Source organism: Enterobacter sp. CPE_E863 (assembly GCF_046521465.1).
Classification (GTDB): Bacteria; Pseudomonadota; Gammaproteobacteria; order Enterobacterales; family Enterobacteriaceae; genus Enterobacter; species Enterobacter adelaidei.
This window is the reverse complement of record NZ_JBKFZX010000005.1, coordinates 15,133-40,106: the sequence shown is the minus strand read 5'-3', so window position 1 is coordinate 40,106 and position 24,974 is coordinate 15,133. Positions and strand designations below refer to the sequence as shown.

Genomic DNA, 24,974 nt, shown 5'->3' with positions numbered 1-24,974 from the left:
CCGCCGGACTACACTATCGAGTGACATGTGGCCGCCAGAGGGTGTCCAGCCGACCACTCATTAAATGCTGCTGTCGGCTATCAGTAGCGACCAAGAGTCATTAACTGGAAGCATTTTTCCTCGGAGAGCTCTCCTTCTTTCTTTGGGAGAGGGCCAAGGAAAGGAGTTATCACATCGACTTCTGTGGACAGATACCATGTGTCATCAGCATCATCCCACCAGGCAACTGTGCGATCGTCCCAAGTGTGTATCTCAAGGTAGCAGCCGTATCCGTATATGTGCTCAAACTCCGATTCTTCCATCCAGACTCTGTCATGCCCAAGGATTATGAGAGCCTCAAATAAAACACTCAGTGTAATTTTCATATTCATAATCAACTTCCTTATTATTTAATATCTATTAGTTCTATTTATTTATCATCGCCAGCAGAACATTCCGTTGCCCGCCTGCATTGATTAGCAGAATAACAGTCACCGCCCGCAATTACCGGATCTCACTCTTTTTGACTTCCGAAAAATTCATAATAGCAAAGTTTTCGGAAGCGATGATGAACAGATTAACAGGATTTACTCGTCAGGTCGGTCTGATGCGGAGAGGGTGAAAGTTATCTAACTACTTAAAGTGTAGCACATTTTTAATTTTCGTTTCACAAATCAGCGCAGAAAATCGCCGTGATCCGGAACTACCTTTTTTCGGATCTCAGAAGTGGAGAAGAGGAATTATTGCAGCATGGACACAAAAAACGAGTAATTGTTGCGATGAGTGGACTATTGCACCATGAGCAAATATAAATGACTTTATGCGTCCTGCGGTTAAATATATTGTTCATGCCGTCCGGCTGAACCCCGGGTCAGGGGATCAGCCGGGAAGGAGAACGTCACGGTTCTGTTTTCCGCGACAGGGTCTTTCTTTTTTTCTTCAGGTACATCACTTCGTCACATTTACCGATCATCTCCGCCAGCGTCGTATAATGGTCTGCGTTATTGATCAGTTCGCCAAAGGAATAATTGATGTTGTAGGGCTTGCCCGAGGTGTCATTGTAATGATCGAGACTGGCACTCAGCGCGTGCAGATAAGACTGAGTGTTAGCGTTTCGCCGGATCAGGGCGGCAAACTCATCCCCGCCGAGGCGGCCTGCTATTTCACCCGGTTCAAGGTGCTGATGTAAAAAGCCGGCAAAGATCTTCAGCACCTCGTCACCTTCCGCGTGTCCCCAGAGATCGTTAACCGGTTTGAACCTGTCCAGATCGAAATAGATGAGGCTGAACGACGCATCCTGCCGGTTCATTGCGCGGAAGAGTTTTTCGCCGGCGCGGTAAAACCCGCGCCGGTTGGGAATGCCCGTCAGGCTGTCCGTCATGGCCATGCTGATGGCCTCGAATTCGTCCTCCACGATACAGGCCAGGTCCCGGAGGGACGCAATGTCCTCATCCGTGAAGGCGCGGGGAACGGTGTGGATCAGGCACAGCGTGCCGGCCACCGTGCCGTCCGGCAGGCTCACCGGCTGGCCGGCGTAGAACCGGATGTGTGGCTCACCGGTAACCAGGGGATTATCGTGAAATCGCGCATCGGCAGCCGCATCGTGAATGATAAAAGGCCCTTCCTGCAGAATGGCGTGCCCGCAGAACGAAATATCACGTGGAGTTTCGCGCACGCCGACGCCCTGGCAGGCGAGGAGCCACTGGCGCTCGCGATCCAGCAGGCTTATCAGGGCCACCGGGACCTGAAAGGCTTTGCGGGCCAGCCGCGTCAGGCGTTCAAAACGCTCATCGTCACGGGTATCAAGAAGGCCGGTAATATACAGGGACTTCAGCCTCTGTTCTTCATTCTCCGGTATACCGGGTGCCTGCATGTAATCTCCTGGTATGTACAAAGTATATATGCAGATGAAAAGGTGTTTGGATCTGACTGAGTGTAATTATAGTTCACGACTTATCTGCCAGCGGCTGAACTTCAGGTACAGGAATTCACGTTTATCACTCGTACTAGACTCTCCGGAGGACCAGGGGAATGACCGGGTCTGTTACGGTGAGGGAATCTGTAAACCTCAGGATTTTTGCCGGGAAAGTACGTATAACTGCTATCTTGATTAGTAAATGTTAAAATTTGTAGGTATCCACCCGTTAAACAAAATGATTAATATTTAAAAATACTCGTTGAACACCCGTGCCGTAATAATGAAGTACATTAAAAATGTTATCCGGTCATGTGAAGCTGAGACCGTCTCTTCGTCATGTAAAATGCCGTACTTTCTTTGTCGTGAAGAATGACCGGGTTAAGTCCATAAGGTTGAGAGGAAGTCTGCTGATGTGATACGCTCAAGGCGGGATTTATCTCAGTGAGAACTCACGGCAACAAAAAGTTTTTGGACAACAAAACACAAAGTTGTTTTGGACTGTAGGAGTCCAAGAGACAATGACATTACATACAACGCCGTGTAACGGATTTTACATTATTACAAAGCCTGTGTTACAAGAGAGTTATGGACATGATTGAAAAAATATGTGAAGTAATTGATGGTGAATACGTCTGTGATATAGATATTAGCGTTGAAGAATGGAAGATTTTATTAAGGGATAAAAAAGTTTTTGATGACAAAAGTATTGCAGCGTTAAAAAAATGGTTCATTGAGCCAGACCATTCCTGTACATGTTTCGATATCGGCAAGAAGTACGACCTGCACAGTATGAGTGCTAATGGTGTAATCAATGGGTTGGGTGGAAGAGTTCAGAAGCAGCTTGGCCGATTCGAGGTTAAAGGAGTCGGAAAGATTGCTTCCGGGACAAAATTCATTACAGTCATGAAAAGTAGAGAAATTAAAGGAAACCCAAAGCGAAATTTATGGACTATCCGTGAAGAACTTGTTCAGGCAATAAAAGAACTAGATTTTTTTAGTACGAACGAAAGCTCAAGCATTGATTTTTACTCAGATAATGATTTGATCACTGCTCTAGAAGAAAGTAATCACTTTGACGTTACTCAGACATTTGAGTATAGCGAAAAAGCGAAACCTAAGAAAGCTGCAATAGAAGTCAAAAATGGACTCTCATACCCAAGAAGTAAATCTGTTTCAAAAAATGCGCTTAACAAAGCTGATTATAAATGTGAAATTAATTGCGACCATCCAACGTTCAGAAGGCGAAACTCTCCCCTAAATTACACAGAACCTCATCACATTGTCCCGATGTCAAAGCAAGACTATTTTGAGAATTCACTGGATGTGGAAGAGAATATCATATCACTATGTTGCAACTGCCATAAACAAATTCATCTTGGCAAGGGGTTTGAAGATATGTTGAGGAAAATATATGCCGAGCGGAAAGATGTATTAAAAAAAGCGGGAATCGAGATATTATTAGAGGATTTGATTCTTTTTTACAAGATGGAAGGTAATTAATCTTCGAGAAGATGCATGCTTATTTTTATTTTTAGCAATGAATGTGAAATACTGCCTGACTATCAATCCTGTCATGTGGTTCAGATTTATGGGGGAGGATTTTAATATTTTACCAGCATGGCATGTCGATCAATCGGTTAAGTATAGCGCCAGGTAACCAGACGGATTTTCCCTCTCAGGCGGGAGTCGTTATCCATCGTCCAGTACCTGATCAAAAGTAGGAATAATTACAAAAAAATTAAATTGTATGACTATTATTTCCGTTCAGAAAAGAAAGTTACATTAAAAACCCGAAATTATTCGGGTTTTTAATTAGTTAAGTACTATATGTTTTCGTGTCCGAGGGTACCCTAAGAGGGTGCGCAAGACAACACTCCAGTGTTCATTATTTATGACTGTCAAGCCATTTATTCATCTGCTCAATTTCATCTTTTTGAGCTTTAATGATGTCCTGCGCGAGCTTTCTCATTTCCGGATCTTTTCCGTATTTGAGCTCGGTCTCAGCCATTGCGATTGCCCCTTCATGGTGTGCGATCATACCTTTTGCAAAGGCCTTATCGGGATTGGATTCATTAACGGCGGCCATCATTTTTTCATGCATATTTTTCATGCCAGCCATATATTCCTGTGATGATGCCGATGAGTGCATATCTGACATTTTCATTTCCGAATGTTCAGCAGAAATGGCTGGCAGGGATAACATTAATATTACAAAAAGGGTGTTTTTGATTTTCATATAATAATTCCTTTCAGACAGGTACCGGTTAAGTGTAGCTGAGTCAGACAAAAAAGCCCCCTGACGGGGGGCAAAAATGTAGCAACGTTGTTTCAGGAAAATCTATCAGGGAAAAGGTAACAGCACGGATACTACCGTCGCATTCAGCCTGCATTGATCATGCGGCGGTGCGCTTCGGCCATGGCCTGATGTGGGCCGGATTGCCCGTTATTCATGAATTCATGGGCAACCGCTGCTCTTTCATGCTCATTCATCGCCGCGTAAGACGTTGACGGGACGGTCGTGGATACCGTGTTATTTCCCATCATCTTCTGATGACTTTCCACCATTTTCTGGTGCGCATCCGCCGAGCCGTTCGTCATGGTTTCATGAGCAATAATGGCCTGTTCATGCTGGTCCATACCGGTCATACGAGGAGCAGTCCCCTGGATCCCGACAGGAGCCGCAGCAGACTGCATCTGGTGAGCAGGAGCCTGTGCATTGTTGACGCGATCATGGATATTCACGGTTTCAGTGGCCCAGGCCGATGAAATTAAACCAAAGCCCAGCAAGGATGCTAATACGATATTTTTCATGATAACTCTCCATTTCTGAATTAGTGATGTCCGGGGAAGTACAACCGGTGTTTTCAGTTCCATAACTGAAACAAGTTCGGCAGCGTTTATTTCTCCGGAAGAGGGCTGGATATTCATTTCCTGGCGTACTCTGACGCCGGGTATTGATGAAGCAATCCAGCCTTCCTGATAAGTTGCACTAATTATATCGAATGGCTTCTGTTTGCTGCATGACAGGCTAATGACATCTTTGTCATTTACATCTTTATTTTCAGCATTGGGTTTCCGGGATCATTTTCTCCAGTCTGGGCACGGATAAGATAAAACGCGTGGAGCGTACGTCTGATTCCACCTGCACTCTTCCGTGATGTGCTTCCACGATTGACTTCACAATCGCAAGGCCGATGCCGCTGCCTTCTCCTTTTCGTTGTCTGGATGGATCCACCCGATAAAAACGGTCAAACAGCCTTGATAAATGTTCTTCAGGGATCGGTTTCCCCGGATTTTCAATCACAAGGTCAAAAAAGCTCTCCTGCTCTCTTATTGAGACGGTGATTGCCTGTCCCTCCGGGGTATAACGCAGGGCATTGGATAACAGATTATTGATCGCCCTTCTGAACATTTGTGGATCTCCCTCAACCAGGCAGGGCATCCCGTCAAATTTGAGCGTGATATTGCGTTCTTCGGCCCAGGCTTCGAAAAACTCGAAGACTTTCATGACTTCCGCTCTGAGGTCAAACATGACCCTGTCAGGTATCAGCTGATTATTGTCTGCCTGCGCCAGGAACAGCATGTCGCTGACCATTTTGGTCATCCGGTTATACTCTTCCAGGCTGGAGTAGAGGACATCCTCAAGTTCCTTCTGGGTTCGATCCTGACTCAGCGCGATTTCAGTCTGTGTCACCAGATTGGTGATGGGCGTTCTGATCTCGTGCGCGATATCGGCAGAGAAATTGGCCTGGCGGGTAAAGACATCCTCAATCTTTCCAATCATATGATTGAACGAGATAACCAGTTGCTCCAGCTCAATGGGAACCCGTGTCGGTTCCAGCCGCGCATCAAGATTCTCGGAGGTGATGCTTTTAATGGCATTGCTGACATTACGAAGGGGCAGATGCCCCTGACGGACAGCGATGCGAATGATCAGAACAATCAGCAGGCTTATCACAACAGCGATTGCAATCAGATTTTTTTTCAGCGCATCAAGGTAATGGAGATGGAAATTAATGGAGAGGCCAGTCAGCATGACATAGTTCTGCTGTTTGCCCTGAAATATCGCCTGGCCAGAGGAGGCGATAATCCGGTATGTTTCCATCTTCATTCCGGACCCGGTATCCATCGGTCCCGCAGGATCCTCCACCGTCCAGAGAAAGACATCCCGTGCGCGGCTGTGCTCGCTAAAATCTGCTGAATTCACTGCCGGGCGTAGTGCCGCCCCCTGAGCTGAGCTCAAGAGCACTTCACCCCTGGGATTGAGGAGCAAAAGGGCAACGTTGCGGTAGCTGGCAATTGATTCCTTTATTTTGCTTACTTTTTTTTCATCCGGATCTGCCGGGGACTGGAGTATACGGCTCAGTGTGGTGCTGATTTGTTGCAGATCGCTGACATCCTGCTCGGCAAAATGCTTTTCAACAGAATGCAGCATAAACCAGGTGAAGGCGATAAACGCCAGTATTGTGGACAGGCTGATAAAAAAGGTCAGCCGCAGAGCGAGTGAGAAAGGTCGTCTGGACGGTTTGCTATGCATCCGGGATCTCCAGCATGTAGCCCACGCCCCGCACTGTCTGGATCAGTTTTGTCCCGTAATCGTTGTCTATTTTAGCGCGGAGTCGCTTTACTGCGACATCAATCGCGTTAGTGTCGCTGTCAAAATTCATGTCCCAGACCTGAGAGGCAATCAGGGAGCGGGGAAGAACTTCTCCCTGATGGCGAATGAAGAATTCCAGCAAGCTGAACTCTTTACTGGTGAGCACAATGCGGTTCCCGGCGCGGCTGACTTTTCTGGATACGAGATCAACCGAGAGGTCAGCCACTTTAAGCTGGCTTTCCGTGATCATCGTGTTTCCCCGCCTGAGGAGGGTTCTTACCCGGGCGAGCAGTTCAGCAAACGCAAAGGGCTTCACCAGATAATCGTCCGCACCCAGCTCAAGTCCTTTGACCCTGTGTTCAATCGTGCCAAGGGCCGTCAGCAGTAATACCGGCATCCCCTTTCCGGCACTGCGCAGCATACGGATGATATCCCAGCCGTTTACATCAGGCAGCATGATATCCAGGATGACTAAATCATACTCGGCTGTCATGGCAAGATGATATCCGGTCAGACCATTATCAGCGTGATCCACGACGAACCCCGCCTCTGTCAGCCCCTTGCTGAGATATTCACCTGTTTTAATTTCGTCTTCAACGATTAATATTTTCATCATGCTCCCCGGCTGGCTGCTAATGTCATTTTATTGCGCCCACGATCGTTATCAACGGATTACAGCAAAAATGACAACATTGTCATTATCCTGTCACCCGGCAAACAGAGAGCGTTCGGTAAAGTATCCCTATCAATACTCTGGACTTCGTTTGAACCATTTACCAGGTCTGCCTGTACGAGAAGCGTTATGTTCAAATTAAAATTACTCAGCATCAGTACCATATTCATCCTGGCTGGTTGTGTTTCTCTGGCACCTGAATATCAGCGTCCGCCAGCTCCGGTTCCCCAGCAGTTTTCATTGTCTAAAAACAGTCTGACGCCTGCGGTAAACAGCTATCAGGATACGGGCTGGCGAAACTTTTTTGTCGATCCCCAGGTCAGCAGGCTGATCGGTGAAGCCCTGAATAATAACCGTGATTTGAGAATGGCTGCCCTGAAGGTTGAAGAGGCCCGGGCCCAGTTCAACGTCACGGATGCAGATCGTTATCCCCAACTGAATGCCTCATCCGGGATCACATACAACGGTGGTCTGAAAGGTGACAAGCCGACCACACAGGAGTACGACGCGGGTCTGGAGCTCAGCTATGAGCTCGATTTTTTTGGCAAACTTAAGAACATGAGTGAGGCTGATCGCCAGAACTACTTTGCCAGCGAAGAAGCCCGTCGTGCCGTACACATCCTGCTGGTCTCCAACGTTTCACAGAGCTATTTCAGCCAGCAACTGGCGTACGAACAACTCCGTATTGCGCGGGAAACGCTGAAAAATTATGAACAGTCCTATGCTTTCGTTGAGCAACAGCTCGTGACCGGGAGTACGAACGTTCTGGCACTTGAACAGGCGAGAGGACAAATCGAAAGTACCCGCGCCGAAATAGCCAAACGAGAAGGCGATCTGGCTCAGGCAAACAATGCCCTGCAACTGGTGCTGGGAACGTACCGCGCACTTCCGTCAGAAAAAGGGATGAAAGGCGGGGAGATCGCACCAGTAAAATTGCCACCAAATCTATCTTCACAAATTTTGCTGCAGCGACCGGATATTATGGAAGCGGAATATCAGCTGAAAGCGGCTGATGCCAATATTGGCGCAGCGCGAGCGGCCTTTTTCCCCTCCATTACCCTGACCAGTGGTCTTTCCGCAAGCAGTACGGAGCTGTCAAGCCTGTTTACGTCAGGAAGTGGAATGTGGAATTTTATCCCTAAAATTGAAATTCCTATTTTTAATGCTGGCAGGAATAAAGCCAATCTGAAGCTGGCTGAAATTCGCCAGCAACAATCGGTGGTTAATTACGAACAAAAAATTCAGTCAGCCTTTAAGGATGTTTCCGACACGCTTGCGCTGCGCGACAGCCTTAGCCAGCAACTTGAGTCACAGCAGCGTTATCTTGATTCACTTCAGATAACTCTCCAGCGTGCCAGAGGATTATATGCAAGTGGTGCTGTCAGTTACATCGAAGTGCTGGATGCAGAACGTTCCCTCTTCGCTACGCAGCAAACCATTCTCGATCTTACCTATTCCCGACAGGTTAACGAAATTAATCTGTTTACCGCGCTGGGTGGCGGTTGGGTAGAGTAAATTTATTTAATTAATCAGGAAATTAAAAATGCGTAATTCACTTAAAGCCGTTTTATTTGGTGCCTTCTCTGTCATGTTTTCTGCCGGTCTTCATGCTGAAACACATCAGCATGGCGATATGAATGCTGCCAGTGATGCTTCGGTACAGCAGGTTATCAAGGGCACCGGTGTCGTTAAAGACATTGATATGAATAGTAAAAAGATTACCATTTCGCACGAAGCAATCCCTGCTGTGGGCTGGCCTGCAATGACCATGCGCTTCACTTTTGTTAATGCAGACGACGCTATCAATGCCCTGAAAACCGGCAACCATGTCGATTTCTCGTTTATTCAGCAGGGCAATATCTCCTTACTCAAAAGCATTAACGTTACGCAATCCTGATTATCAGTCCGGAGCGAATACATCCAGTGCGCCTGAACATTCATTAAGGGATTACTGTGAATGAATGATCGGGCGCATATGCCAGGTGTTTTGATTTTTCAGCGAGAAATTGTATGGCTTCTTTAAAGATAAAATATGCTGCAATAATTATCAGCAGCCTCATAGCAGGGGGGCTGATATCGGTTACTGCCTGGCAGTATGTAAACTCATCACAAAAAACAGTACAAACCGAACAAAAGGCACCGGAGCGAAAGGTACTTTTCTGGTATGACCCGATGAAACCGGATACCAAATTTGATAAACCCGGAAAATCTCCCTTTATGGATATGGACCTGGTGCCGAAATATGCTGATGAAAGTGGCGATAAAAGCAGTGGCGGGATCCGTATCGATCCAACCCAGGTTCAGAATCTGGGATTAAAAACGCAAAAAGTTACGCGAGGAATGCTGAATTATTCCCAGACAATCCCGGCTAATGTCAGTTACAACGAGTATCAGTTTGTCATTGTGCAGGCGCGTTCTGACGGTTTCGTCGAAAAAGTGTATCCCCTGACGATTGGCGATCATGTGAAGAAAGGCACTCCGCTTATCGATATCACCATTCCTGAATGGGTTGAGGCACAAAGTGAGTTCCTGCTGTTATCCGGTACAGGCGGTACGTCAACCCAGATAAAAGGGGTTCTGGAGCGACTTCGTCTGGCTGGTATGCCGGAAGAGGATATTCAAAGGCTGCGTTCAACCCGCACAATCCAGACCCGTTTTACCATTAAAGCACCTATTGATGGTGTCATTACTGCGTTTGACCTGCGCACCGGAATGAATATTTCGAAAGATAAAGTAGTGGCTCAGATTCAGGGGATGGACCCGGTCTGGATCAGCGCTGCAGTGCCAGAATCTATCGCCTATCTGCTGAAAGATACGTCGCAGTTTGAAATTTCGGTACCGGCTTATCCGGATAAAACATTCCATGTCGAAAAATGGAACATTCTTCCCAGCGTGGATCAGACAACCCGTACGCTTCAGGTCCGTCTCCAGGTTTCTAATAAGGATGAGTTTCTCAAGCCGGGCATGAATGCCTATCTGAAACTGAATACCAAGAGCCAGGAGATGCTGCTGATACCAAGCCAGGCCGTTATCGATACCGGCAAAGAACAGCGCGTGATTACTGTTGATGATGAAGGCAAGTTTGTGCCGAAACAGATCCACGTTCTGCATGAATCACAGCAACAGTCCGGCATTGGCTCCGGCCTGAATGAAGGCGATACCGTGGTGGTCAGTGGCCTGTTCCTCATTGACTCCGAAGCCAATATTACGGGCGCGCTGGAACGTATGCGCCACCCTGAAAAAACAGAAAACAGTATGCCAGCAATGTCTGAGCAGCCTGTAAATATGCATTCAGGGCACTGAGGAGACGACGATGATTGAATGGATTATCCGGCGCTCTGTCGCCAACCGTTTCCTGGTCATGATGGGCGCACTGTTTCTCAGCATCTGGGGCACATGGACGATAATTAACACGCCGGTCGATGCGCTGCCTGACCTGTCAGATGTGCAGGTCATTATTAAAACCAGCTATCCCGGACAGGCCCCGCAGATTGTAGAAAACCAGGTCACCTATCCGCTTACCACCACCATGCTGTCCGTACCTGGCGCAAAAACCGTGCGTGGCTTTTCACAGTTCGGTGATTCGTATGTGTATGTCATTTTTGAAGACGGCACCGATCTGTACTGGGCCCGTTCGCGCGTGCTGGAATACCTGAATCAGGTTCAGGGCAAACTGCCTGCGGGTGTGAGCTCTGAAATCGGCCCGGACGCCACGGGAGTGGGCTGGATATTTGAATATGCCCTTGTCGATCGCAACGGAAAACACGACCTTTCAGAACTGCGCTCTCTGCAGGACTGGTTCCTGAAATTTGAGCTGAAAACCATCCCGAACGTGGCTGAGGTCGCTTCGGTTGGCGGCGTGGTGAAACAGTACCAGATTCAGGTCAATCCGGTAAAACTGTCCCAGTACGGTATCAGCCTGCCCGAAGTGAAACAGGCACTTGAATCGTCTAACCAGGAGGCCGGTGGCTCATCCGTTGAAATGGCCGAAGCGGAGTATATGGTCCGTGCCAGCGGTTATCTTCAGAGCATTGATGATTTTAATAACATCGTCCTGAAAACAGGTGAGAACGGCGTGCCGGTTTATCTGCGGGATGTTGCCCGCGTGCAGACCGGGCCCGAAATGAGGCGTGGTATTGCCGAGCTGAACGGCCAGGGAGAAGTCGCTGGCGGCGTGGTGATCCTGCGGTCGGGTAAAAATGCGCGCGACGTTATCACGGCAGTGAGGGATAAACTGGAGACGCTGAAGGCCAGCCTGCCGGAAGGCGTTGAAATCGTGACCACCTACGATCGCAGCCAGTTAATCGACCGGGCGATTGATAACCTCAGTTCCAAACTTCTGGAAGAGTTTATCGTGGTGGCCATCGTCTGTGCTCTGTTCCTGTGGCACGTACGTTCTGCCCTGGTGGCGATTATCTCTCTGCCGCTTGGCCTGTGTATCGCCTTTATCGTCATGCACTTCCAGGGACTGAACGCCAATATCATGTCGCTGGGAGGGATAGCGATTGCCGTCGGTGCGATGGTGGATGCCGCCATTGTGATGATTGAAAATGCGCACAAACGGCTTGAGGAGTGGGATCATCAGCATCCGGGTGAGCAGATTGACAACGCCACCCGCTGGAAGGTGATTACCGACGCCTCCGTGGAAGTGGGACCCGCGTTGTTCATTAGCTTGCTGATCATCACCCTGTCCTTTATTCCTATCTTTACCCTGGAAGGGCAGGAAGGTCGTCTGTTTGGCCCGCTGGCATTCACGAAAACGTACTCCATGGCGGGAGCGGCCGCACTGGCCATCATCGTCATTCCTATTCTGATGGGATTCTGGATCCGGGGGAAAATTCCTGCCGAGACAAGTAACCCCCTGAACCGGGTGCTGATCAAAGCGTATCATCCTTTGCTGCTGCGGGTCCTCCACTGGCCAAAAACAACCCTGCTGGTTGCGGCCTTGTCCATTTTCACGGTTATCTGGCCACTGAGTCAGGTGGGCGGTGAATTTCTGCCGAAGATTAACGAGGGCGATCTGCTGTATATGCCGTCGACCTTGCCTGGCGTCTCTCCGGCAGAAGCTGCAGCGCTCCTGCAGACAACAGACAAGTTAATCAAAAGCGTTCCTGAAGTGGCTTCTGTATTTGGCAAGACCGGTAAAGCAGAGACCGCAACGGATTCCGCGCCGCTCGAAATGGTGGAAACCACGATCCAGCTCAAACCTGAGGATCAGTGGCGTCCCGGCATGACAATTGACAAGATTATTGATGAACTCGACAGGACAGTCCGTTTACCGGGTCTGGCAAACCTCTGGGTGCCGCCTATCCGTAACCGTATTGATATGCTCTCAACCGGGATCAAAAGCCCGATAGGTATCAAAGTGTCCGGGACTGTTCTGTCCGATATCGACGCGACGGCGCAGAGTATCGAGGCGGTAGCCAAAACCGTGCCTGGCGTGGTGTCTGTCCTGGCTGAGCGACTTGAGGGCGGGCGCTACATCGATATCGATATCAACCGGGAGAAAGCCTCCCGCTACGGGATGACGGTAGGTGATGTCCAGCTGTTCGTCTCTTCAGCAATCGGAGGTGCTATGGTGGGTGAGACGGTTGAAGGGGTGGCCCGGTACCCTATTAACATTCGCTACCCGCAGGATTACCGGAACAGTCCGCAGGCGCTGAAACAGATGCCGATCCTGACCCCGATGAAGCAGCAGATCACGCTGGGCGATGTCGCGGATATTAACGTCGTTTCTGGACCAACCATGCTGAAAACCGAAAATGCCCGGCCAGCCAGCTGGATTTATGTTGATGCCCGCGGCAGGGACATGGTGTCGGTGGTTAACGACATTAAGACGGCCATCAGCGAGAAAGTGAAACTGAGACCGGGAACCAGTGTGGCATTCTCCGGACAGTTTGAACTGCTTGAGCATGCCAACAAGAAACTGAAGCTGATGGTGCCGATGACGGTGATGATCATTTTCATCCTGTTGTATCTGGCATTCCGCCGGGTTGACGAAGCCCTGCTGATCCTGATGAGCCTGCCGTTCGCCCTGGTTGGCGGAATATGGTTCCTGTACTGGCAGGGCTTCCATATGTCAGTGGCGACCGGAACCGGGTTTATCGCCCTGGCCGGGGTGGCAGCAGAGTTTGGCGTGGTCATGCTGATGTATCTGCGTCATGCCATTGAAGCGCACCCGGAATTGTCCCGTAAAGAGACGTTCACACCGGAAGGTCTTGATGAAGCCCTCTATCATGGTGCCGTACTGCGTGTCCGGCCGAAAGCCATGACCGTGGCGGTGATCATTGCGGGTCTGCTGCCAATACTCTGGGGAACCGGCGCAGGTTCAGAAGTCATGAGCCGTATTGCGGCACCCATGATTGGTGGGATGATCACGGCTCCGCTGCTGTCCCTGTTCATTATTCCTGCCGCCTACAAATTAATCTGGCTGCGCAGACATAAAAAAAGCGTGTCCTGAACCTGAAAGGGCACCCCCTGTGGGTGTCCTTCTTTACTGATTCACCCTGACGTCAGGGTTTATATCGATAATATACAGAGGTGAGTATGAAAAAAGTGGTTCTAATGGCGCTGGCTCTCGGCCTTTCACTACCCGCGATGGCGAGTGAAAAAGTGATTGATATGTACAAATCTGAAAACTGTGGCTGTTGTTCCCTGTGGGGCAAAGCGATGGAAAAAGACGGGTTCGAAGTACGAACTCACGTCATGAATGATCAGGCGCTGTCAGCCCTGAAAGAAAAGCATGCTGTTCCTGCAGGACTACGAAGTTGTCATACCGCGGTTGCCGGTAATTTGATCATTGAAGGCCATGTGCCTGCGACAACGATACATAAGGCAATGCAGTCTGGTTCGGGTATATACGGTCTCGCCACCCCCGGTATGCCAGCAGGAAGTCCTGGAATGGAGATGGGAGCCCGAAAAGAGGCTTACGATGTTATCGCATTCTCACCGGATGGAAGTAAAAAAGTCTTCCAGCGAATCGAATAGTCAGCGGAACGGCTGATAACGGGACGCCGGTAGCAGGCACTCCTGTGCCGGCGATATTCGTGGTAATCGCATCCATGACATACCCTGAAGACAGAAGATGCTTCGGTATGCATAAGGAGAGTTACTGTGAAAAATGACAATGCAGTGCAACACAACAACCAGACTGCTTCTGAGCAGACATTATCCCCGGACGAGGGCCACGTATTGCATAAGGTGAGAGATCCCGTGTGCGGGATGGTCATCCTGCCTGACAAGGCGCACAGCAGCATTCGATACCAGGACCATCAGCTTTATTTCTGCTCCGCCAGCTGTGAGAGCAAATTTAAAGCCCATTCCGATCATTATTTTACCGAAGATGCCAGTGAACATTCCCATCACCATCACCACGATCATCACGAAGTCAGCCCTGATCAGATAAAACAGCCTCACAACCAGGCGGAAAAAGAGAATTCTGAAGGTGTGTGGACATGTCCGATGCACCCGGAGATACGCCGCAGTGGTCCCGGAAGCTGTCCTGTCTGTGGAATGGCACTGGAGCCGCTCGTAGCCACGGCATCCACGGGGCCGAGTGATGAACTTCACGACATGACAAGACGCTTCTGGCTGGGGTTGTTGCTGGCGTTTCCGGTTCTGGTACTCGAAATGGGATCTCATCTGTTTCCCGACTTGAGGAATACAGTACCGCCACAGTACAACACATGGCTGCAGTTGCTTCTGGCCTCCCCTGTCGTGTTGTGGTGTGGCTGGCCATTCTTCGCCCGGGCCGGAATGTCGTTACGTAACCGCTCCCTGAATATGTTTACCCTTGTTGCAATGGGGACCGGCGTAGCCTGGGTTTACAGCGTCATTGCAACCGTCTTCCCCTCCTGGTTTCCTGCATCGTTCAGAAACATGGATGGCCTGGTGGCCGTTTATTTTGAAGCCGCAGCAGTTATTACGGTGCTTGTTCTGCTGGGACAGGTTCTTGAGCTGCGGGCACGGGAACAAACCTCAGGCGCCATTACTGCGCTTCTGAACCTTGCCCCCAAAACCGCCAGACGGCTGGATCATGACGGTCATGAAACGGATATTAATGCGGAAGATGTCCTGCCTGGCGATAAGCTCCGCATCAGACCTGGAGAGAGTATTCCGGTCGACGGTATCGTGATCGAAGGCAAAACAACTGTGGATGAATCGATGGTGACCGGGGAGTCTATGCCGGTTACCAAAACGAAGGGTGACCCTGTCATTGGGGGGACGATTAATCAGACAGGTAGTCTTATCATCCGTGCAGAGAAAGTCGGTGATGAAACGATGCTCTCACGAATTGTTCAGATGGTCGCTGATGCACAGCGTTCGCGTGCCCCCATCCAGAGAATGGCAGACAGCGTTTCAGGCTGGTTTGTTCCTCTGGTGATACTTATCGCGGTTGTTGCTTTCTTGATCTGGTCTGTCTGGGGGCCCGAGCCCAGGATGGCGCACGGTCTCATTGCGGCTGTGTCGGTCCTGATTATTGCCTGTCCCTGCGCGCTGGGACTGGCCACGCCGATGTCGATAATGGTGGGGGTGGGCAAAGGCGCCCAGGCCGGGGTGTTAATCAAGAATGCCGAAGCCCTTGAGCGTCTTGAAAAAGTGGACACGCTGGTTGTCGACAAAACAGGCACGCTCACGGAAGGTTCGCCTACGGTGACAGGGATTATCAGTCTCAGTCCGGGTGGGGAAATATCTCTTTTACGTGTAACAGCTGCAGTGGAAAAAGGTTCGCAGCATCCGTTGGGTATGGCTGTTGTCAGAGCCGCGCATGAAAAGGGGATCGTGATACCTGCCGTCAGTAATTTCAATGCCCCGTCGGGGAAAGGTGTCTCAGGCGATGTCGAAGGTCAACGGGTTGTTATTGGTAATGAACTGGCTATGCAGGAAAACAGTATCGTTATTGATAATCAAAAGGCCGTTGCGGATACGTTGCGGATGGAAGGCGCTACCGTTATCTATGTGGCCACAGACGGGAACCTTGCAGGCCTGATAGCTATCTCGGATCCCGTGAAAGCAACCACGCCGGATGCGCTTAAAGCTTTGCGTCAGGCGGGGATCCGCATTGTTATGCTCACCGGGGATAACCAGCTTACTGCTGAAGCAGTCGCACGGAAACTGGGAATAGATGAGGTTGAAGCCGGGATTCTGCCGGATGGCAAAAAAGCAGTGATAACCCGATTGAAAGAGTCTGGCCATGTGGTTGCGATGGCCGGAGACGGTGTGAATGATGCCCCGGCGCTGGCAGCGGCTGACGTGGGTATAGCCATGGGAACGGGTACAGATGTGGCAATAGAAAGTGCTGGCGTTACCCTTCTCAAAGGCGATTTGATGATACTCAACAGGGCCCGTCATCTGTCAGAGATCACCATGAAAAATATCCGGCAGAATCTGTTTTTTGCGTTTATCTACAATGCTCTTGGGGTGCCTGTAGCTGCAGGTCTGCTTTATCCTGTGTATGGAATACTGCTGTCGCCAGTTATTGCGGCGGCGGCCATGGCCCTTTCCTCCGTTAGCGTCATTGCAAATGCGTTGCGTCTGAAAAGTGTCAGGCTCGGGAAATAACACTGAGTGAAGGGGCTGTTACGAACAGAAGGAGTCCGGTATGAAAAGTACAACCTATGCGCTTATTGCTGTCGCCGCGATTGCGGCATTTGCTCTCCTGCGCGAACACTGGTCACATGTGGCAGGCTACTGGCCATATCTGTTACTGCTGCTTTGTCCGCTCATGCATCTTTTCCACGGTCACGGGGGGCATGGAGATCATCAACATCACGGAAGTGAAAACGATAAAAAAAATTAATCCGGCAGACGGGACCGCGTCGCGGTCCCGTTATCAGTCCAGGTATCGTTCGTAGTCTCTGGCATGCGCAAAGGCATGCTGTTCGAGTTTGTTATCAGCGGGTGCCGCCGTCCGGAACGCCAGTGAGTTAACAGGATTGTTATTGATGAACAGCTCGTAATGCAGATGAGGACCGGATGAACGTCCGCTGTTACCGGATAACGCAATAGCGTCTCCCCGGGTAACCCTGGCCCCTTTAGTAACGAGTATTTTATTGAGGTGGAGATAGCGAGTTTTAACACCGGCTTTTCCCGTTACTTCAACAAAATATCCCATGGTACTGTTGTATTCGGCCCGGGTGATTTTTCCGTCGATGACGCTGACTATTTTCGTGTTCATGGGCATGGAATAATCAATGCCATTATGGGGACTCACTTTTCCCGATACCGGGTTAAGTCTTGCAGGATTGAAAGGCGAACTGAGTCTTGCTGTGGCCGGTAACGGATAATCGAGACTGCCTTTCCCGGAAGTATCGGAAAGGTTATAGAACTTTTTATCTGATATACGATACGCCGTGTAATTAAATGAACCGGACGTAAATTTATAGGCCACGACACGTGATTTTCCCGCTTTCTTTTGCAGTACGAGTTTTAATGATTCATTTTTTTTCAAATGCCGCAGATTAAACCGGGAAGGCAAGCAGCGCTGAAGAGTAGCGATCTCGTTCGATTCCAGCCCCGAGCGGGTGGCTGAAAGGTAGGCATTTTCTTTTACGACATCGGTAGAATACATTTACTGGAATTCGCCGTTAGCATGAACACTGCGGCGTATGCTAGGGGTTTTCAGGAGGCGTGTCATCTGTCAGTTAATCGGGAGCACCGTTGATGGTCGTCATTTTTGTAACATATCTTGTTTCCCGTTTGCTCCGGAAGCTCTGGGAACTGTATGACCAGCCCGACGGTGATGATTAACGGGACTGAAACAGGTTACGGCAGAGCAATATGGGGCTCATGTCCTGCTACGTAACCCGTCAGTAAAGCCCTGCTGCGCACCTGACGCTAAGCACTAACCCGCCTGCAGTTACCTGGTCGAATACAGCCCGCGAAGCTTTCTTGCCTGCGTCTGATGTGCTTCCGCACCGGCATTATTGACCTGCTCATGCACGAGAGCGGCTTTTTCTCCGGCATTCAGTTCGTTAAAAGAAGAAGACGAGGTCTTTGAATTTGCATCACTGCCGGACAGCATTTTTTTATGTTCCTCAATCATTTTCTGATGCGCATAGGACGCGCTGTTGTTCATAAATGAATGAGCAACAATGGCCCTTTCATGTTCATTCATTTCAGAGAATGAGGGCGTGTTGTTTTTATTAACCCTGTCCGGTAAGTTTTCATGCGTCGAGGAATTCACATGACTGACGGCTGAGGCATTATTAACAAATCGATGTGCTTCATGGGCAATATCACTGGACTGAGCAAAAGCTGCCCCACAAAATAAAGCTGTAAACGCAGTGGTCGTGATTAATATATTCATGTGTAATTACCTTCTGAGGTACATAAAAGATGTCCTTATGATCATATATAAAAATAATCAACCTGTGGGGAAGATGACGTAAATGTAATACAGCTATGTACATTACACGATTGTAATGAATTTGTTTCTTAAGGTGTGCTAGATTCATTTCATTGTAAGTGGATGAACCAGTAATTTAATTTAAATCGGTTCTCGAATTCTGTCAGTAACCATACTTTAAATAAGGGAATGCGCATGCTGTTGAAAACGTCTCGACGAACTTTCCTGAAGGGGTTAACCCTCTCTGGCGTAGCCGGAAGTCTTGGCGTATGGAGTTTCAATGCGCGTTCCAGTCTGAGCCTGCCAGTTGCCGCATCCCTGCAGGGTACTCAGTTTGACCTGACCATTGGTGAAACGGCCGTCAATATCACGGGCAGTGAGCGTCAGGCCAAAACAATCAATGGAGGCCTGCCGGGGCCCGTTCTTCGCTGGAAAGAAGGTGACACCATTACCCTGAAGGTCAAAAACCGTCTTAATGAACAGACGTCCATTCACTGGCACGGCATTATTCTTCCGGCCAATATGGATGGTGTTCCGGGGCTGAGTTTTATGGGCATAGAGCCTGATGATACCTACGTTTACACCTTTAAGGTTAAGCAGAACGGGACTTACTGGTACCACAGCCATTCCGGTCTGCAGGAACAGGAGGGGGTATACGGTGCCATTATCATCGATGCCAGGGAGCCAGAACCGTTTGCTTACGATCGTGAGCATGTGGTCATGTTGTCTGACTGGACCGATGAAAATCCTCACAGCCTGCTGAAAAAATTAAAAAAACAGTCGGATTACTACAATTTCAATAAACCAACCGTTGGCTCTTTTTTCCGCGACGTGAATACCAGGGGGCTGTCAGCCACCATTGCCGATCGGAAAATGTGGGCTGAAATGAAAATGAATCCGACTGACCTCGCGGATGTCAGTGGCTACACCTACACCTATCTCATGAACGGGCAGGCCCCGCTGAAAAACTGGACCGGACTGTTCCGTCCCGGTGAAAAGATACGCTTACGGTTTATCAACGGCTCGGCAATGACCTATTTCGATATCCGTATCCCCGGGCTGAAAATGACGGTCGTGGCTGCAGATGGCCAGTATGTAAACCCGGTTACCGTTGACGAATTCAGGATTGCCGTTGCCGAAACCTATGATGTCATTGTGGAGCCTCAGGGTGAGGCCTATACCATCTTCGCACAATCCATGGACAGGACCGGTTACGCTCGAGGGACACTGGCCACGAGAGAGGGGTTAAGTGCTGCCGTTCCCCCCCTCGATCCCCGTCCTCTGTTGACCATGGAAGATATGGGTATGGGGGGAATGGGACATGATATGGCAGGAATGGACCACAGCCAGATGGGAGGCATGGATAACAGCGGAGAGATGATGTCTATGGACGGTGCTGACCTTCCGGATAGCGGGACATCCTCCGCGCCCATGGATCACAGCAGCATGGCCGGTATGGATCATTCCCGGATGGCCGGAATGCCGGGTATGCAAAGTCATCCTGCGTCAGAAACGGATAACCCACTGGTTGATATGCAGGCGATGAGCGTCTCTCCGAAATTAAATGATCCGGGTATTGGTCTTCGAAATAACGGAAGAAAGGTTCTCACGTACGCGGATTTGAAAAGCCGCTTTGAGGATCCTGACGGACGTGAACCTGGCCGTACCATAGAACTGCATTTAACCGGCCACATGGAAAAGTTTGCCTGGTCATTTAACGGAATCAAGTTTTCAGATGCCGCACCGGTGCTGCTGAAATACGGTGAGCGGCTCAGGATCACGCTGATCAACGATACCATGATGACTCACCCCATTCACCTGCATGGTATGTGGAGCGATCTGGAAGATGAAAACGGTAATTTCATGGTTCGTAAACACACAATAGATGTTCCCCCTGGTACAAAACGCAGTTACAGAGTGACAGCAGATGCGCTTGGCCGCTGGGCGTATCACTGCCATTTGCTCTATCACATGGAAATGGGAATGTTTCGTGAAGTCCGGGTGGAGGAATGATGCGAATGAAGAGAAATTTGAAGGCCATACCTGTTCTGGTCGCCGGTTTGTTTACCTCACAGCTTTCTATTGCGGCGGGCTCCGTCTCTGCAGATCCCCACGCCGGGCACGACATGTCTGCCATGCAGATGCCAGCAGATGAGAATTTCACTGAGATGACGTCAATGGAGCCCATTGTAACTGAGAGCAGAACGCCAATTCCGCCTGTTACCGATGCCGACCGGAAGGCTGCATTCGGCAATTTACAGGGGCATGCGATTCACGACAGTGCGATTAATTATCTGGTTCTGCTGGATCAACTGGAATGGCAACGGTCGGATAACACCAACAATTTCAGCTGGAGTGTTAACAGCTGGATTGGAGGCGACACAGATCGGATTTGGCTAAAGAGTGAAGGTGAACGAAGCAATGGGGAAACGGAGGCGGCTGAAGCGCAGTTACTCTGGGGACATGCGGTTGGCCCATGGTGGGATTTGGTTGCGGGTGTCAGGCAGGATTTCAGACCTGCTTCTGCCCGGACCTGGGCTGCTGTCGGTTTTCAGGGGCTGGCACTCTATAATTTTGAGTCTGAAATTACGGGTTTTGTCAGTAATGGCGGAAAAGCAGCCCTTCGTCTGGGAGGAGAATACGACGTTTTACTGACTAACCGGCTCATACTCCAGCCATCCTATGAGGTGAATTTCTACAGTCAGGATGATGAATCGCGGGGTCGCGGCAGGGGACTGACTGACACAGAGCTGGGGCTCCGGCTGCGCTATGAAATACGCCGTGAGTTTGCACCCTATATAGGCGTTTCCTGGAATCAACTTTACGGGAAAACATCCGATATGGCGAAAAGAGAAGGTGAGAAAGACCATCAGGTAGTATTCCTGGCGGGAGCCAGAATCTGGTTTTAACGCACTGATATAAAACACTCAACTAAACAGGTAAATAAAATGTCGATTTTAAATAAAGCCATTCTTACAGGTGGCCTCGTTATGGGCGTTGCTTTCTCTGCTATGGCCCATCCGGAATTAAAAAGCTCTGTGCCACAGGCTGATTCAGCCGTAGCGGCCCCGGAAAAGATTCAGCTTAATTTCTCGGAAAATCTGACCGTGAAATTCTCAGGTGCAAAATTAACGATGACGGGTATGAAAGGCATGTCATCACATTCTCCGATGCCGGTCGCGGCAAAAGTGACGCCAGGCGCTGACCCTAAATCGATGGTCATTATTCCGCGAGAGCCTTTACCCGCTGGCACTTATCGTGTTGACTGGCGCGCGGTTTCTTCAGATACGCACCCTATTACCGGTAATTACACCTTTACAGTGAAGTAATATTATGAACGACCTGATTATGATTGTTATTCGTTTTCTTCTTTATCTGGATTTGATGGTAATATTTGGATTGCCATTTTTTCAGATATATGGAATAAGCGGTGTCAGACATGAAACCTATAACCTGACTAATTTCAGGTCGTTTATAACCTTTGCTGTTGTTACAGGCATCATTCTTACTGGCATTAATATGCTCCTGGTATCTAATGCCATGAGTGGAGTAACTGACCTCAGAGAATTATCCATCCATGTTATCGAGATGGTGATAGAAGAAACTGATGTGGGTATTAGCTGGATTGTCAGGCTCTGTGCCCTGTTTACCACACTCGGTGCTTTGTTCCTTTACACTAATAAGAGAGTATTGTCCTGCCTGCTGATGACGATGAGTGGGGGCGTGGCGCTGGCTACACTTGCCTGGGGAGGACACGCCGTTATGCATGACGGTCTGCATTACTATCTCCATTTACTGAGCGATCTGACCCATCTCGGCGCTGCAGGTGCCTGGACAGGTGCTCTGGTTGCATTTGCTATCCTGCTGATGCGCAGAAACGAGCATAATGCACAGAGCGTCATTGTGATATCTGACTCCCTGGCAAAATTTGCCACGGCAGGAACGGTGATTGTTGTAGCCCTGATCCTGAGTGCGCTGGTCAACTATCTGTATATTGCTGAGGGTAACTTAACTCCCTTATTCAACAGTTCCTGGGGGAGGATATTGCTTGCCAAGACGGCTCTGTTTGTTCTGATGCTTCTTCTGGCTGCAGCAAACCGGTTTCACCTGGGTCCCCGGCTTGAAGTTATGGTCAGGGAAGGGAATTATGATCGCAGCGTTGCCCTGATGCGAAACAGCATCCTGACAGAATTCGTTGTTGCGATTATCATTCTGGGCGCCGTAGCGTGGCTCGGAATGCTTGCTCCGTCTCAGGTCAGCTAGGGGACAGCCAAAGCTCATGCGTGAGATTTTTACTTTCATATCAGCGAGTTGACCATGCAGCGTATTTTAATCGTTGAAGACGAACAAAAAACAGGTCGTTACCTGCAGCAGGGACTGGTTGAGGAAGGCTATCAGGCCGATCTCTTTAATAATGGCCGCGATGGTCTCGGGGCCGCGTCGAAGGGACAGTATGATTTGATAATACTGGACGTGATGCTGCCTTTCCTCGACGGGTGGCAAATCATCAGCGCACTGAGGGAGTCCGGGCACGAAGAACCGGTCCTGTTTTTAACCGCAAAGGACAACGTGCGGGACAAAGTGAAAGGACTGGAGCTTGGCGCAGATGACTACCTGATTAAGCCCTTTGATTTTACGGAGCTGGTTGCACGTGTAAGAACCCTACTGCGCCGGGCACGCTCGCAGGCCGCAACAGTCTGCACCATCGCCGATATGACCGTTGATATGGTGCGCCGGACCGTGATCCGTTCGGGGAAGAAGATCCATCTCACCGGTAAAGAATACGTTCTGCTTGAGTTGCTGCTGCAACGCACCGGAGAAGTGTTACCCAGGAGTCTTATCTCGTCCCTGGTCTGGAACATGAATTTTGACAGTGATACGAATGTGATTGATGTCGCCGTGAGACGTCTGAGAAGTAAAATTGATGATGACTTTGAGCCAAAACTGATCCATACCGTTCGCGGTGCCGGATATGTCCTGGAGATCAGAGAAGAGTGAGGTTCAAAATTTCCCTGACCACACGCCTGAGCCTGATTTTTTCTGCGGTGATGCTTACGGTATGGTGGTTATCAAGTTTTATCCTGATTAGCACCCTTAATGGCTATTTCGATAATCAGGACCGCGATTTTCTGACAGGTAAACTTCAGCTCACCGAAGAGTTTCTTAAAACAGAGACGTTCCGGAACAAAACGGATATTAAGTCATTATCAGAAAAAATAAACGATGCGATGGTAGGGCACAATGGTTTATTCATTTCTATAAAAAACATGGAAAATGAAAAAATTGTTGAACTCTATGCCAAAAATTCTGTTGTTCCAGCGGTCCTGCTTAATAAGTCGGGTGATATTCTCGACTATATGATCCAGACGGAAGAAAATAACACCGTGTACCGCAGTATCTCGCGGCGGGTTGCCATGACGCCGGAACAGGGTAAAAGCAAACATGTCATCATTACGGTTGCCACGGATACTGGGTATCACACCCTGTTTATGGACAAACTCAGTACCTGGCTGTTCTGGTTCAATATCGGTCTGGTCTTTATTTCTGTTTTTCTGGGCTGGCTGACCACACGTATTGGTCTGAAACCGTTACGGGAAATGACCAGTCTGGCTTCCTCCATGACTGTACACAGCCTGGATCAGCGTCTAAATCCCGATCTGGCTCCGCCGGAAATCTCTGAGACCATGCAGGAGTTCAATAATATGTTTGATCGCCTGGAGGGGGCATTCCGGAAACTGTCAGATTTCTCGTCTGACATCGCGCATGAGCTGCGCACACCAGTCAGTAATCTGATGATGCAGACGCAGTTTGCACTGGCTAAGGAAAGGGATGTTTCGCATTACCGCGAAATTTTATTCGCTAACCTGGAAGAACTGAAAAGGTTGTCACGAATGACCAGTGACATGCTTTTTCTGGCACGTTCAGAGCATGGTCTGCTGCGGCTGGATAAACATGATGTGGATCTGGCAGCCGAACTGAATGAATTACGTGAGTTGTTCGAGCCCCTGGCAGACGAAACAGGAAAGACAATCACGGTTGAAGGAGAGGGCGTTGTTGCCGGAGACAGCGATATGCTCCGACGTGCTTTCAGTAACCTGCTTTCCAATGCAATCAAGTATTCTCCCGATAACACCTGTACAGCGATACACCTTGAGCGTGACAGTGACTGTGTGAACGTGATGATTACGAATACGATGTCCGGCCAGGTTCCCGCTAATCTGGAACGTTTGTTTGACCGGTTCTATCGCGCAGACTCATCAAGGTTCTACAACACGGAAGGCGCGGGGCTGGGATTATCAATTACAAGGTCGATCATTCATGCTCACGGCGGCGAGCTGTCAGCAGAACAGCAGGGGCGGGAAATTGTGTTCAGTGTGCGTCTGTTAATGGATTAATACCGTTATTCAGGAGAAACCCGGAAGGTGACAAAAATGTCATCGTTCAGTCACGCGATAAACAG

At 49.4% G+C, this 24,974-nt stretch carries 22 protein-coding genes; 14 read left to right on the top strand and 8 right to left on the bottom strand.

Going from position 1 to position 24,974, the window contains the following annotated elements; genetic code table 11:
* Positions 1-80 precede the first annotated feature (80 nt).
* Together ACLHV8_RS26475 and ACLHV8_RS26470 are read right to left on the bottom strand one after the other, a co-directional pair.
* Entirely contained in the window at positions 81-371 is a 291-nt protein-coding gene (locus tag ACLHV8_RS26475) for a hypothetical protein (protein ID WP_032638117.1), read from the bottom strand.
* 506 nt (positions 372-877) lie between these two features.
* The gene (locus ACLHV8_RS26470) at positions 878-1,852 is read right to left on the bottom strand and encodes a sensor domain-containing diguanylate cyclase (RefSeq protein WP_071283999.1); all 975 of its coding nucleotides are present in this window, start codon (positions 1,850-1,852) and stop codon (positions 878-880) included.
* A 636-nt stretch (positions 1,853-2,488) separates the two neighbouring features.
* Here ACLHV8_RS26470 and ACLHV8_RS26465 point away from each other — a divergent pair.
* Positions 2,489-3,397: an HNH endonuclease gene (locus ACLHV8_RS26465; RefSeq protein WP_001372261.1), complete on the top strand. Its 909-nt coding sequence runs from the start codon at positions 2,489-2,491 to the stop codon at positions 3,395-3,397.
* 385 nt (positions 3,398-3,782) lie between these two features.
* Here the strand turns inward: ACLHV8_RS26465 and ACLHV8_RS26460 are convergent, their stop codons facing one another.
* From ACLHV8_RS26460 to silR, 4 genes are all read right to left on the bottom strand, one after another.
* A complete protein-coding gene (locus tag ACLHV8_RS26460) occupies positions 3,783-4,133 on the bottom strand; it encodes a DUF305 domain-containing protein (RefSeq protein WP_410377065.1) in 351 nt (116 codons plus the stop codon).
* Positions 4,134-4,276: 143 nt separating this feature from the next.
* The gene (silE, locus tag ACLHV8_RS26455; RefSeq protein ID WP_000790483.1) at positions 4,277-4,708 is read right to left on the bottom strand and encodes a silver-binding protein SilE; all 432 of its coding nucleotides are present in this window, start codon (positions 4,706-4,708) and stop codon (positions 4,277-4,279) included.
* Positions 4,709-4,958: 250 nt separating this feature from the next.
* Positions 4,959-6,434: a copper/silver sensor histidine kinase SilS gene (gene silS / locus ACLHV8_RS26450; protein ID WP_032638115.1), complete on the bottom strand. Its 1,476-nt coding sequence runs from the start codon at positions 6,432-6,434 to the stop codon at positions 4,959-4,961.
* Positions 6,427-7,107, bottom strand: a complete 681-nt coding sequence (silR, locus tag ACLHV8_RS26445; protein ID WP_001572351.1) for a copper/silver response regulator transcription factor SilR — start codon at positions 7,105-7,107, stop codon at positions 6,427-6,429. Before silR ends, silS begins: the two co-directional genes overlap by 8 nt.
* A gap of 189 nt (positions 7,108-7,296) precedes the next feature.
* Between silR and silC the strand changes: the two genes are divergently transcribed.
* The 7 genes from silC (at position 7,297) to ACLHV8_RS26410 (ending at position 16,966) form a co-directional block, all read left to right on the top strand.
* Positions 7,297-8,682 (top strand): Cu(+)/Ag(+) efflux RND transporter outer membrane channel SilC, encoded by a 1,386-nt coding sequence (gene silC, locus ACLHV8_RS26440; protein ID WP_000475512.1) that lies wholly within the window; start codon positions 7,297-7,299, stop codon positions 8,680-8,682.
* A 28-nt stretch (positions 8,683-8,710) separates the two neighbouring features.
* Positions 8,711-9,064: a cation efflux system protein CusF gene (gene cusF / locus ACLHV8_RS26435; protein ID WP_001246153.1), complete on the top strand. Its 354-nt coding sequence runs from the start codon at positions 8,711-8,713 to the stop codon at positions 9,062-9,064.
* Positions 9,065-9,177: 113 nt separating this feature from the next.
* Positions 9,178-10,470: a Cu(+)/Ag(+) efflux RND transporter periplasmic adaptor subunit SilB gene (silB, locus tag ACLHV8_RS26430; RefSeq protein ID WP_001485328.1), complete on the top strand. Its 1,293-nt coding sequence runs from the start codon at positions 9,178-9,180 to the stop codon at positions 10,468-10,470.
* Between the two features lie 10 nt (positions 10,471-10,480).
* On the top strand, positions 10,481-13,627 hold the full coding sequence (gene silA, locus ACLHV8_RS26425) for a Cu(+)/Ag(+) efflux RND transporter permease subunit SilA (RefSeq protein WP_000574021.1): 3,147 nt from the start codon (positions 10,481-10,483) through the stop codon (positions 13,625-13,627).
* An 86-nt stretch (positions 13,628-13,713) separates the two neighbouring features.
* Positions 13,714-14,154, top strand: a complete 441-nt coding sequence (locus ACLHV8_RS26420) for a DUF411 domain-containing protein (protein ID WP_008322815.1) — start codon at positions 13,714-13,716, stop codon at positions 14,152-14,154.
* A 126-nt stretch (positions 14,155-14,280) separates the two neighbouring features.
* On the top strand, positions 14,281-16,728 hold the full coding sequence (gene silP, locus ACLHV8_RS26415; protein WP_032638111.1) for an Ag(+)-translocating P-type ATPase SilP: 2,448 nt from the start codon (positions 14,281-14,283) through the stop codon (positions 16,726-16,728).
* A gap of 40 nt (positions 16,729-16,768) precedes the next feature.
* Positions 16,769-16,966: a DUF2933 domain-containing protein gene (locus tag ACLHV8_RS26410; protein ID WP_004388331.1), complete on the top strand. Its 198-nt coding sequence runs from the start codon at positions 16,769-16,771 to the stop codon at positions 16,964-16,966.
* Between the two features lie 33 nt (positions 16,967-16,999).
* Here ACLHV8_RS26410 and ACLHV8_RS26405 read toward each other — a convergent pair whose 3' ends face one another.
* Positions 17,000-17,737, bottom strand: a complete 738-nt coding sequence (locus tag ACLHV8_RS26405) for a peptidoglycan DD-metalloendopeptidase family protein (RefSeq protein ID WP_208595189.1) — start codon at positions 17,735-17,737, stop codon at positions 17,000-17,002.
* 288 nt (positions 17,738-18,025) lie between these two features.
* Positions 18,026-18,475: a copper resistance protein gene (locus ACLHV8_RS26400; RefSeq protein ID WP_001023257.1), complete on the bottom strand. Its 450-nt coding sequence runs from the start codon at positions 18,473-18,475 to the stop codon at positions 18,026-18,028.
* 234 nt (positions 18,476-18,709) lie between these two features.
* Between ACLHV8_RS26400 and pcoA the strand changes: the two genes are divergently transcribed.
* Genes pcoA through pcoS form a run of 6 tightly spaced genes read left to right on the top strand, consistent with a single transcriptional unit; the run spans position 18,710 to position 24,909 of the window.
* Positions 18,710-20,527, top strand: a complete 1,818-nt coding sequence (pcoA, locus tag ACLHV8_RS26395; protein ID WP_000925242.1) for a multicopper oxidase PcoA — start codon at positions 18,710-18,712, stop codon at positions 20,525-20,527.
* Between the two features lie 5 nt (positions 20,528-20,532).
* The gene (pcoB, locus tag ACLHV8_RS26390; RefSeq protein ID WP_001378118.1) at positions 20,533-21,423 is read left to right on the top strand and encodes a copper resistance outer membrane transporter PcoB; all 891 of its coding nucleotides are present in this window, start codon (positions 20,533-20,535) and stop codon (positions 21,421-21,423) included.
* Between the two features lie 39 nt (positions 21,424-21,462).
* Positions 21,463-21,843 carry a copper resistance system metallochaperone PcoC gene (pcoC, locus tag ACLHV8_RS26385; protein ID WP_032638105.1) on the top strand — a complete coding sequence of 127 codons (381 nt, stop codon included), beginning with the start codon at positions 21,463-21,465 and terminating at the stop codon, positions 21,841-21,843.
* Between the two features lie 55 nt (positions 21,844-21,898).
* A complete protein-coding gene (pcoD, locus tag ACLHV8_RS26380) occupies positions 21,899-22,777 on the top strand; it encodes a copper resistance inner membrane protein PcoD (protein ID WP_229692861.1) in 879 nt (292 codons plus the stop codon).
* 54 nt (positions 22,778-22,831) lie between these two features.
* Complete coding sequence (pcoR, locus tag ACLHV8_RS26375; protein WP_001188930.1) at positions 22,832-23,512, top strand: copper response regulator transcription factor PcoR; 681 nt, start codon at positions 22,832-22,834, stop codon at positions 23,510-23,512.
* The gene (gene pcoS, locus ACLHV8_RS26370; RefSeq protein ID WP_032638101.1) at positions 23,509-24,909 is read left to right on the top strand and encodes a copper resistance membrane spanning protein PcoS; all 1,401 of its coding nucleotides are present in this window, start codon (positions 23,509-23,511) and stop codon (positions 24,907-24,909) included. Before pcoR ends, pcoS begins: the two co-directional genes overlap by 4 nt.
* The last annotated feature ends 65 nt before the right edge of the window (positions 24,910-24,974 follow it).

Bases quoted from the DNA above. Each gene is read 5' to 3' on its own strand.
- ACLHV8_RS26475 (WP_032638117.1), bottom strand. From the start codon at position 371: ATGAATATGAAAATTACACTGAGTGTTTTATTTGAGGCTCTCATAATC.
- ACLHV8_RS26470 (WP_071283999.1), bottom strand. From the start codon at position 1,852: ATGCAGGCACCCGGTATACCGGAGAATGAAGAACAGAGGCTGAAGTCC.
- ACLHV8_RS26465 (WP_001372261.1), top strand. From the start codon at position 2,489: ATGATTGAAAAAATATGTGAAGTAATTGATGGTGAATACGTCTGTGAT.
- ACLHV8_RS26460 (WP_410377065.1), bottom strand. From the start codon at position 4,133: ATGAAAATCAAAAACACCCTTTTTGTAATATTAATGTTATCCCTGCCA.
- silE (WP_000790483.1), bottom strand. From the start codon at position 4,708: ATGAAAAATATCGTATTAGCATCCTTGCTGGGCTTTGGTTTAATTTCA.
- silS (WP_032638115.1), bottom strand. From the start codon at position 6,434: ATGCATAGCAAACCGTCCAGACGACCTTTCTCACTCGCTCTGCGGCTG.
- silR (WP_001572351.1), bottom strand. From the start codon at position 7,107: ATGAAAATATTAATCGTTGAAGACGAAATTAAAACAGGTGAATATCTC.
- silC (WP_000475512.1), top strand. From the start codon at position 7,297: ATGTTCAAATTAAAATTACTCAGCATCAGTACCATATTCATCCTGGCT.
- cusF (WP_001246153.1), top strand. From the start codon at position 8,711: ATGCGTAATTCACTTAAAGCCGTTTTATTTGGTGCCTTCTCTGTCATG.
- silB (WP_001485328.1), top strand. From the start codon at position 9,178: ATGGCTTCTTTAAAGATAAAATATGCTGCAATAATTATCAGCAGCCTC.
- silA (WP_000574021.1), top strand. From the start codon at position 10,481: ATGATTGAATGGATTATCCGGCGCTCTGTCGCCAACCGTTTCCTGGTC.
- ACLHV8_RS26420 (WP_008322815.1), top strand. From the start codon at position 13,714: ATGAAAAAAGTGGTTCTAATGGCGCTGGCTCTCGGCCTTTCACTACCC.
- ACLHV8_RS26410 (WP_004388331.1), top strand. From the start codon at position 16,769: ATGAAAAGTACAACCTATGCGCTTATTGCTGTCGCCGCGATTGCGGCA.
- ACLHV8_RS26405 (WP_208595189.1), bottom strand. From the start codon at position 17,737: ATGTATTCTACCGATGTCGTAAAAGAAAATGCCTACCTTTCAGCCACC.
- ACLHV8_RS26400 (WP_001023257.1), bottom strand. From the start codon at position 18,475: ATGAATATATTAATCACGACCACTGCGTTTACAGCTTTATTTTGTGGG.
- pcoA (WP_000925242.1), top strand. From the start codon at position 18,710: ATGCTGTTGAAAACGTCTCGACGAACTTTCCTGAAGGGGTTAACCCTC.
- pcoB (WP_001378118.1), top strand. From the start codon at position 20,533: ATGAAGAGAAATTTGAAGGCCATACCTGTTCTGGTCGCCGGTTTGTTT.
- pcoC (WP_032638105.1), top strand. From the start codon at position 21,463: ATGTCGATTTTAAATAAAGCCATTCTTACAGGTGGCCTCGTTATGGGC.
- pcoD (WP_229692861.1), top strand. From the start codon at position 21,899: ATGGTAATATTTGGATTGCCATTTTTTCAGATATATGGAATAAGCGGT.
- pcoR (WP_001188930.1), top strand. From the start codon at position 22,832: ATGCAGCGTATTTTAATCGTTGAAGACGAACAAAAAACAGGTCGTTAC.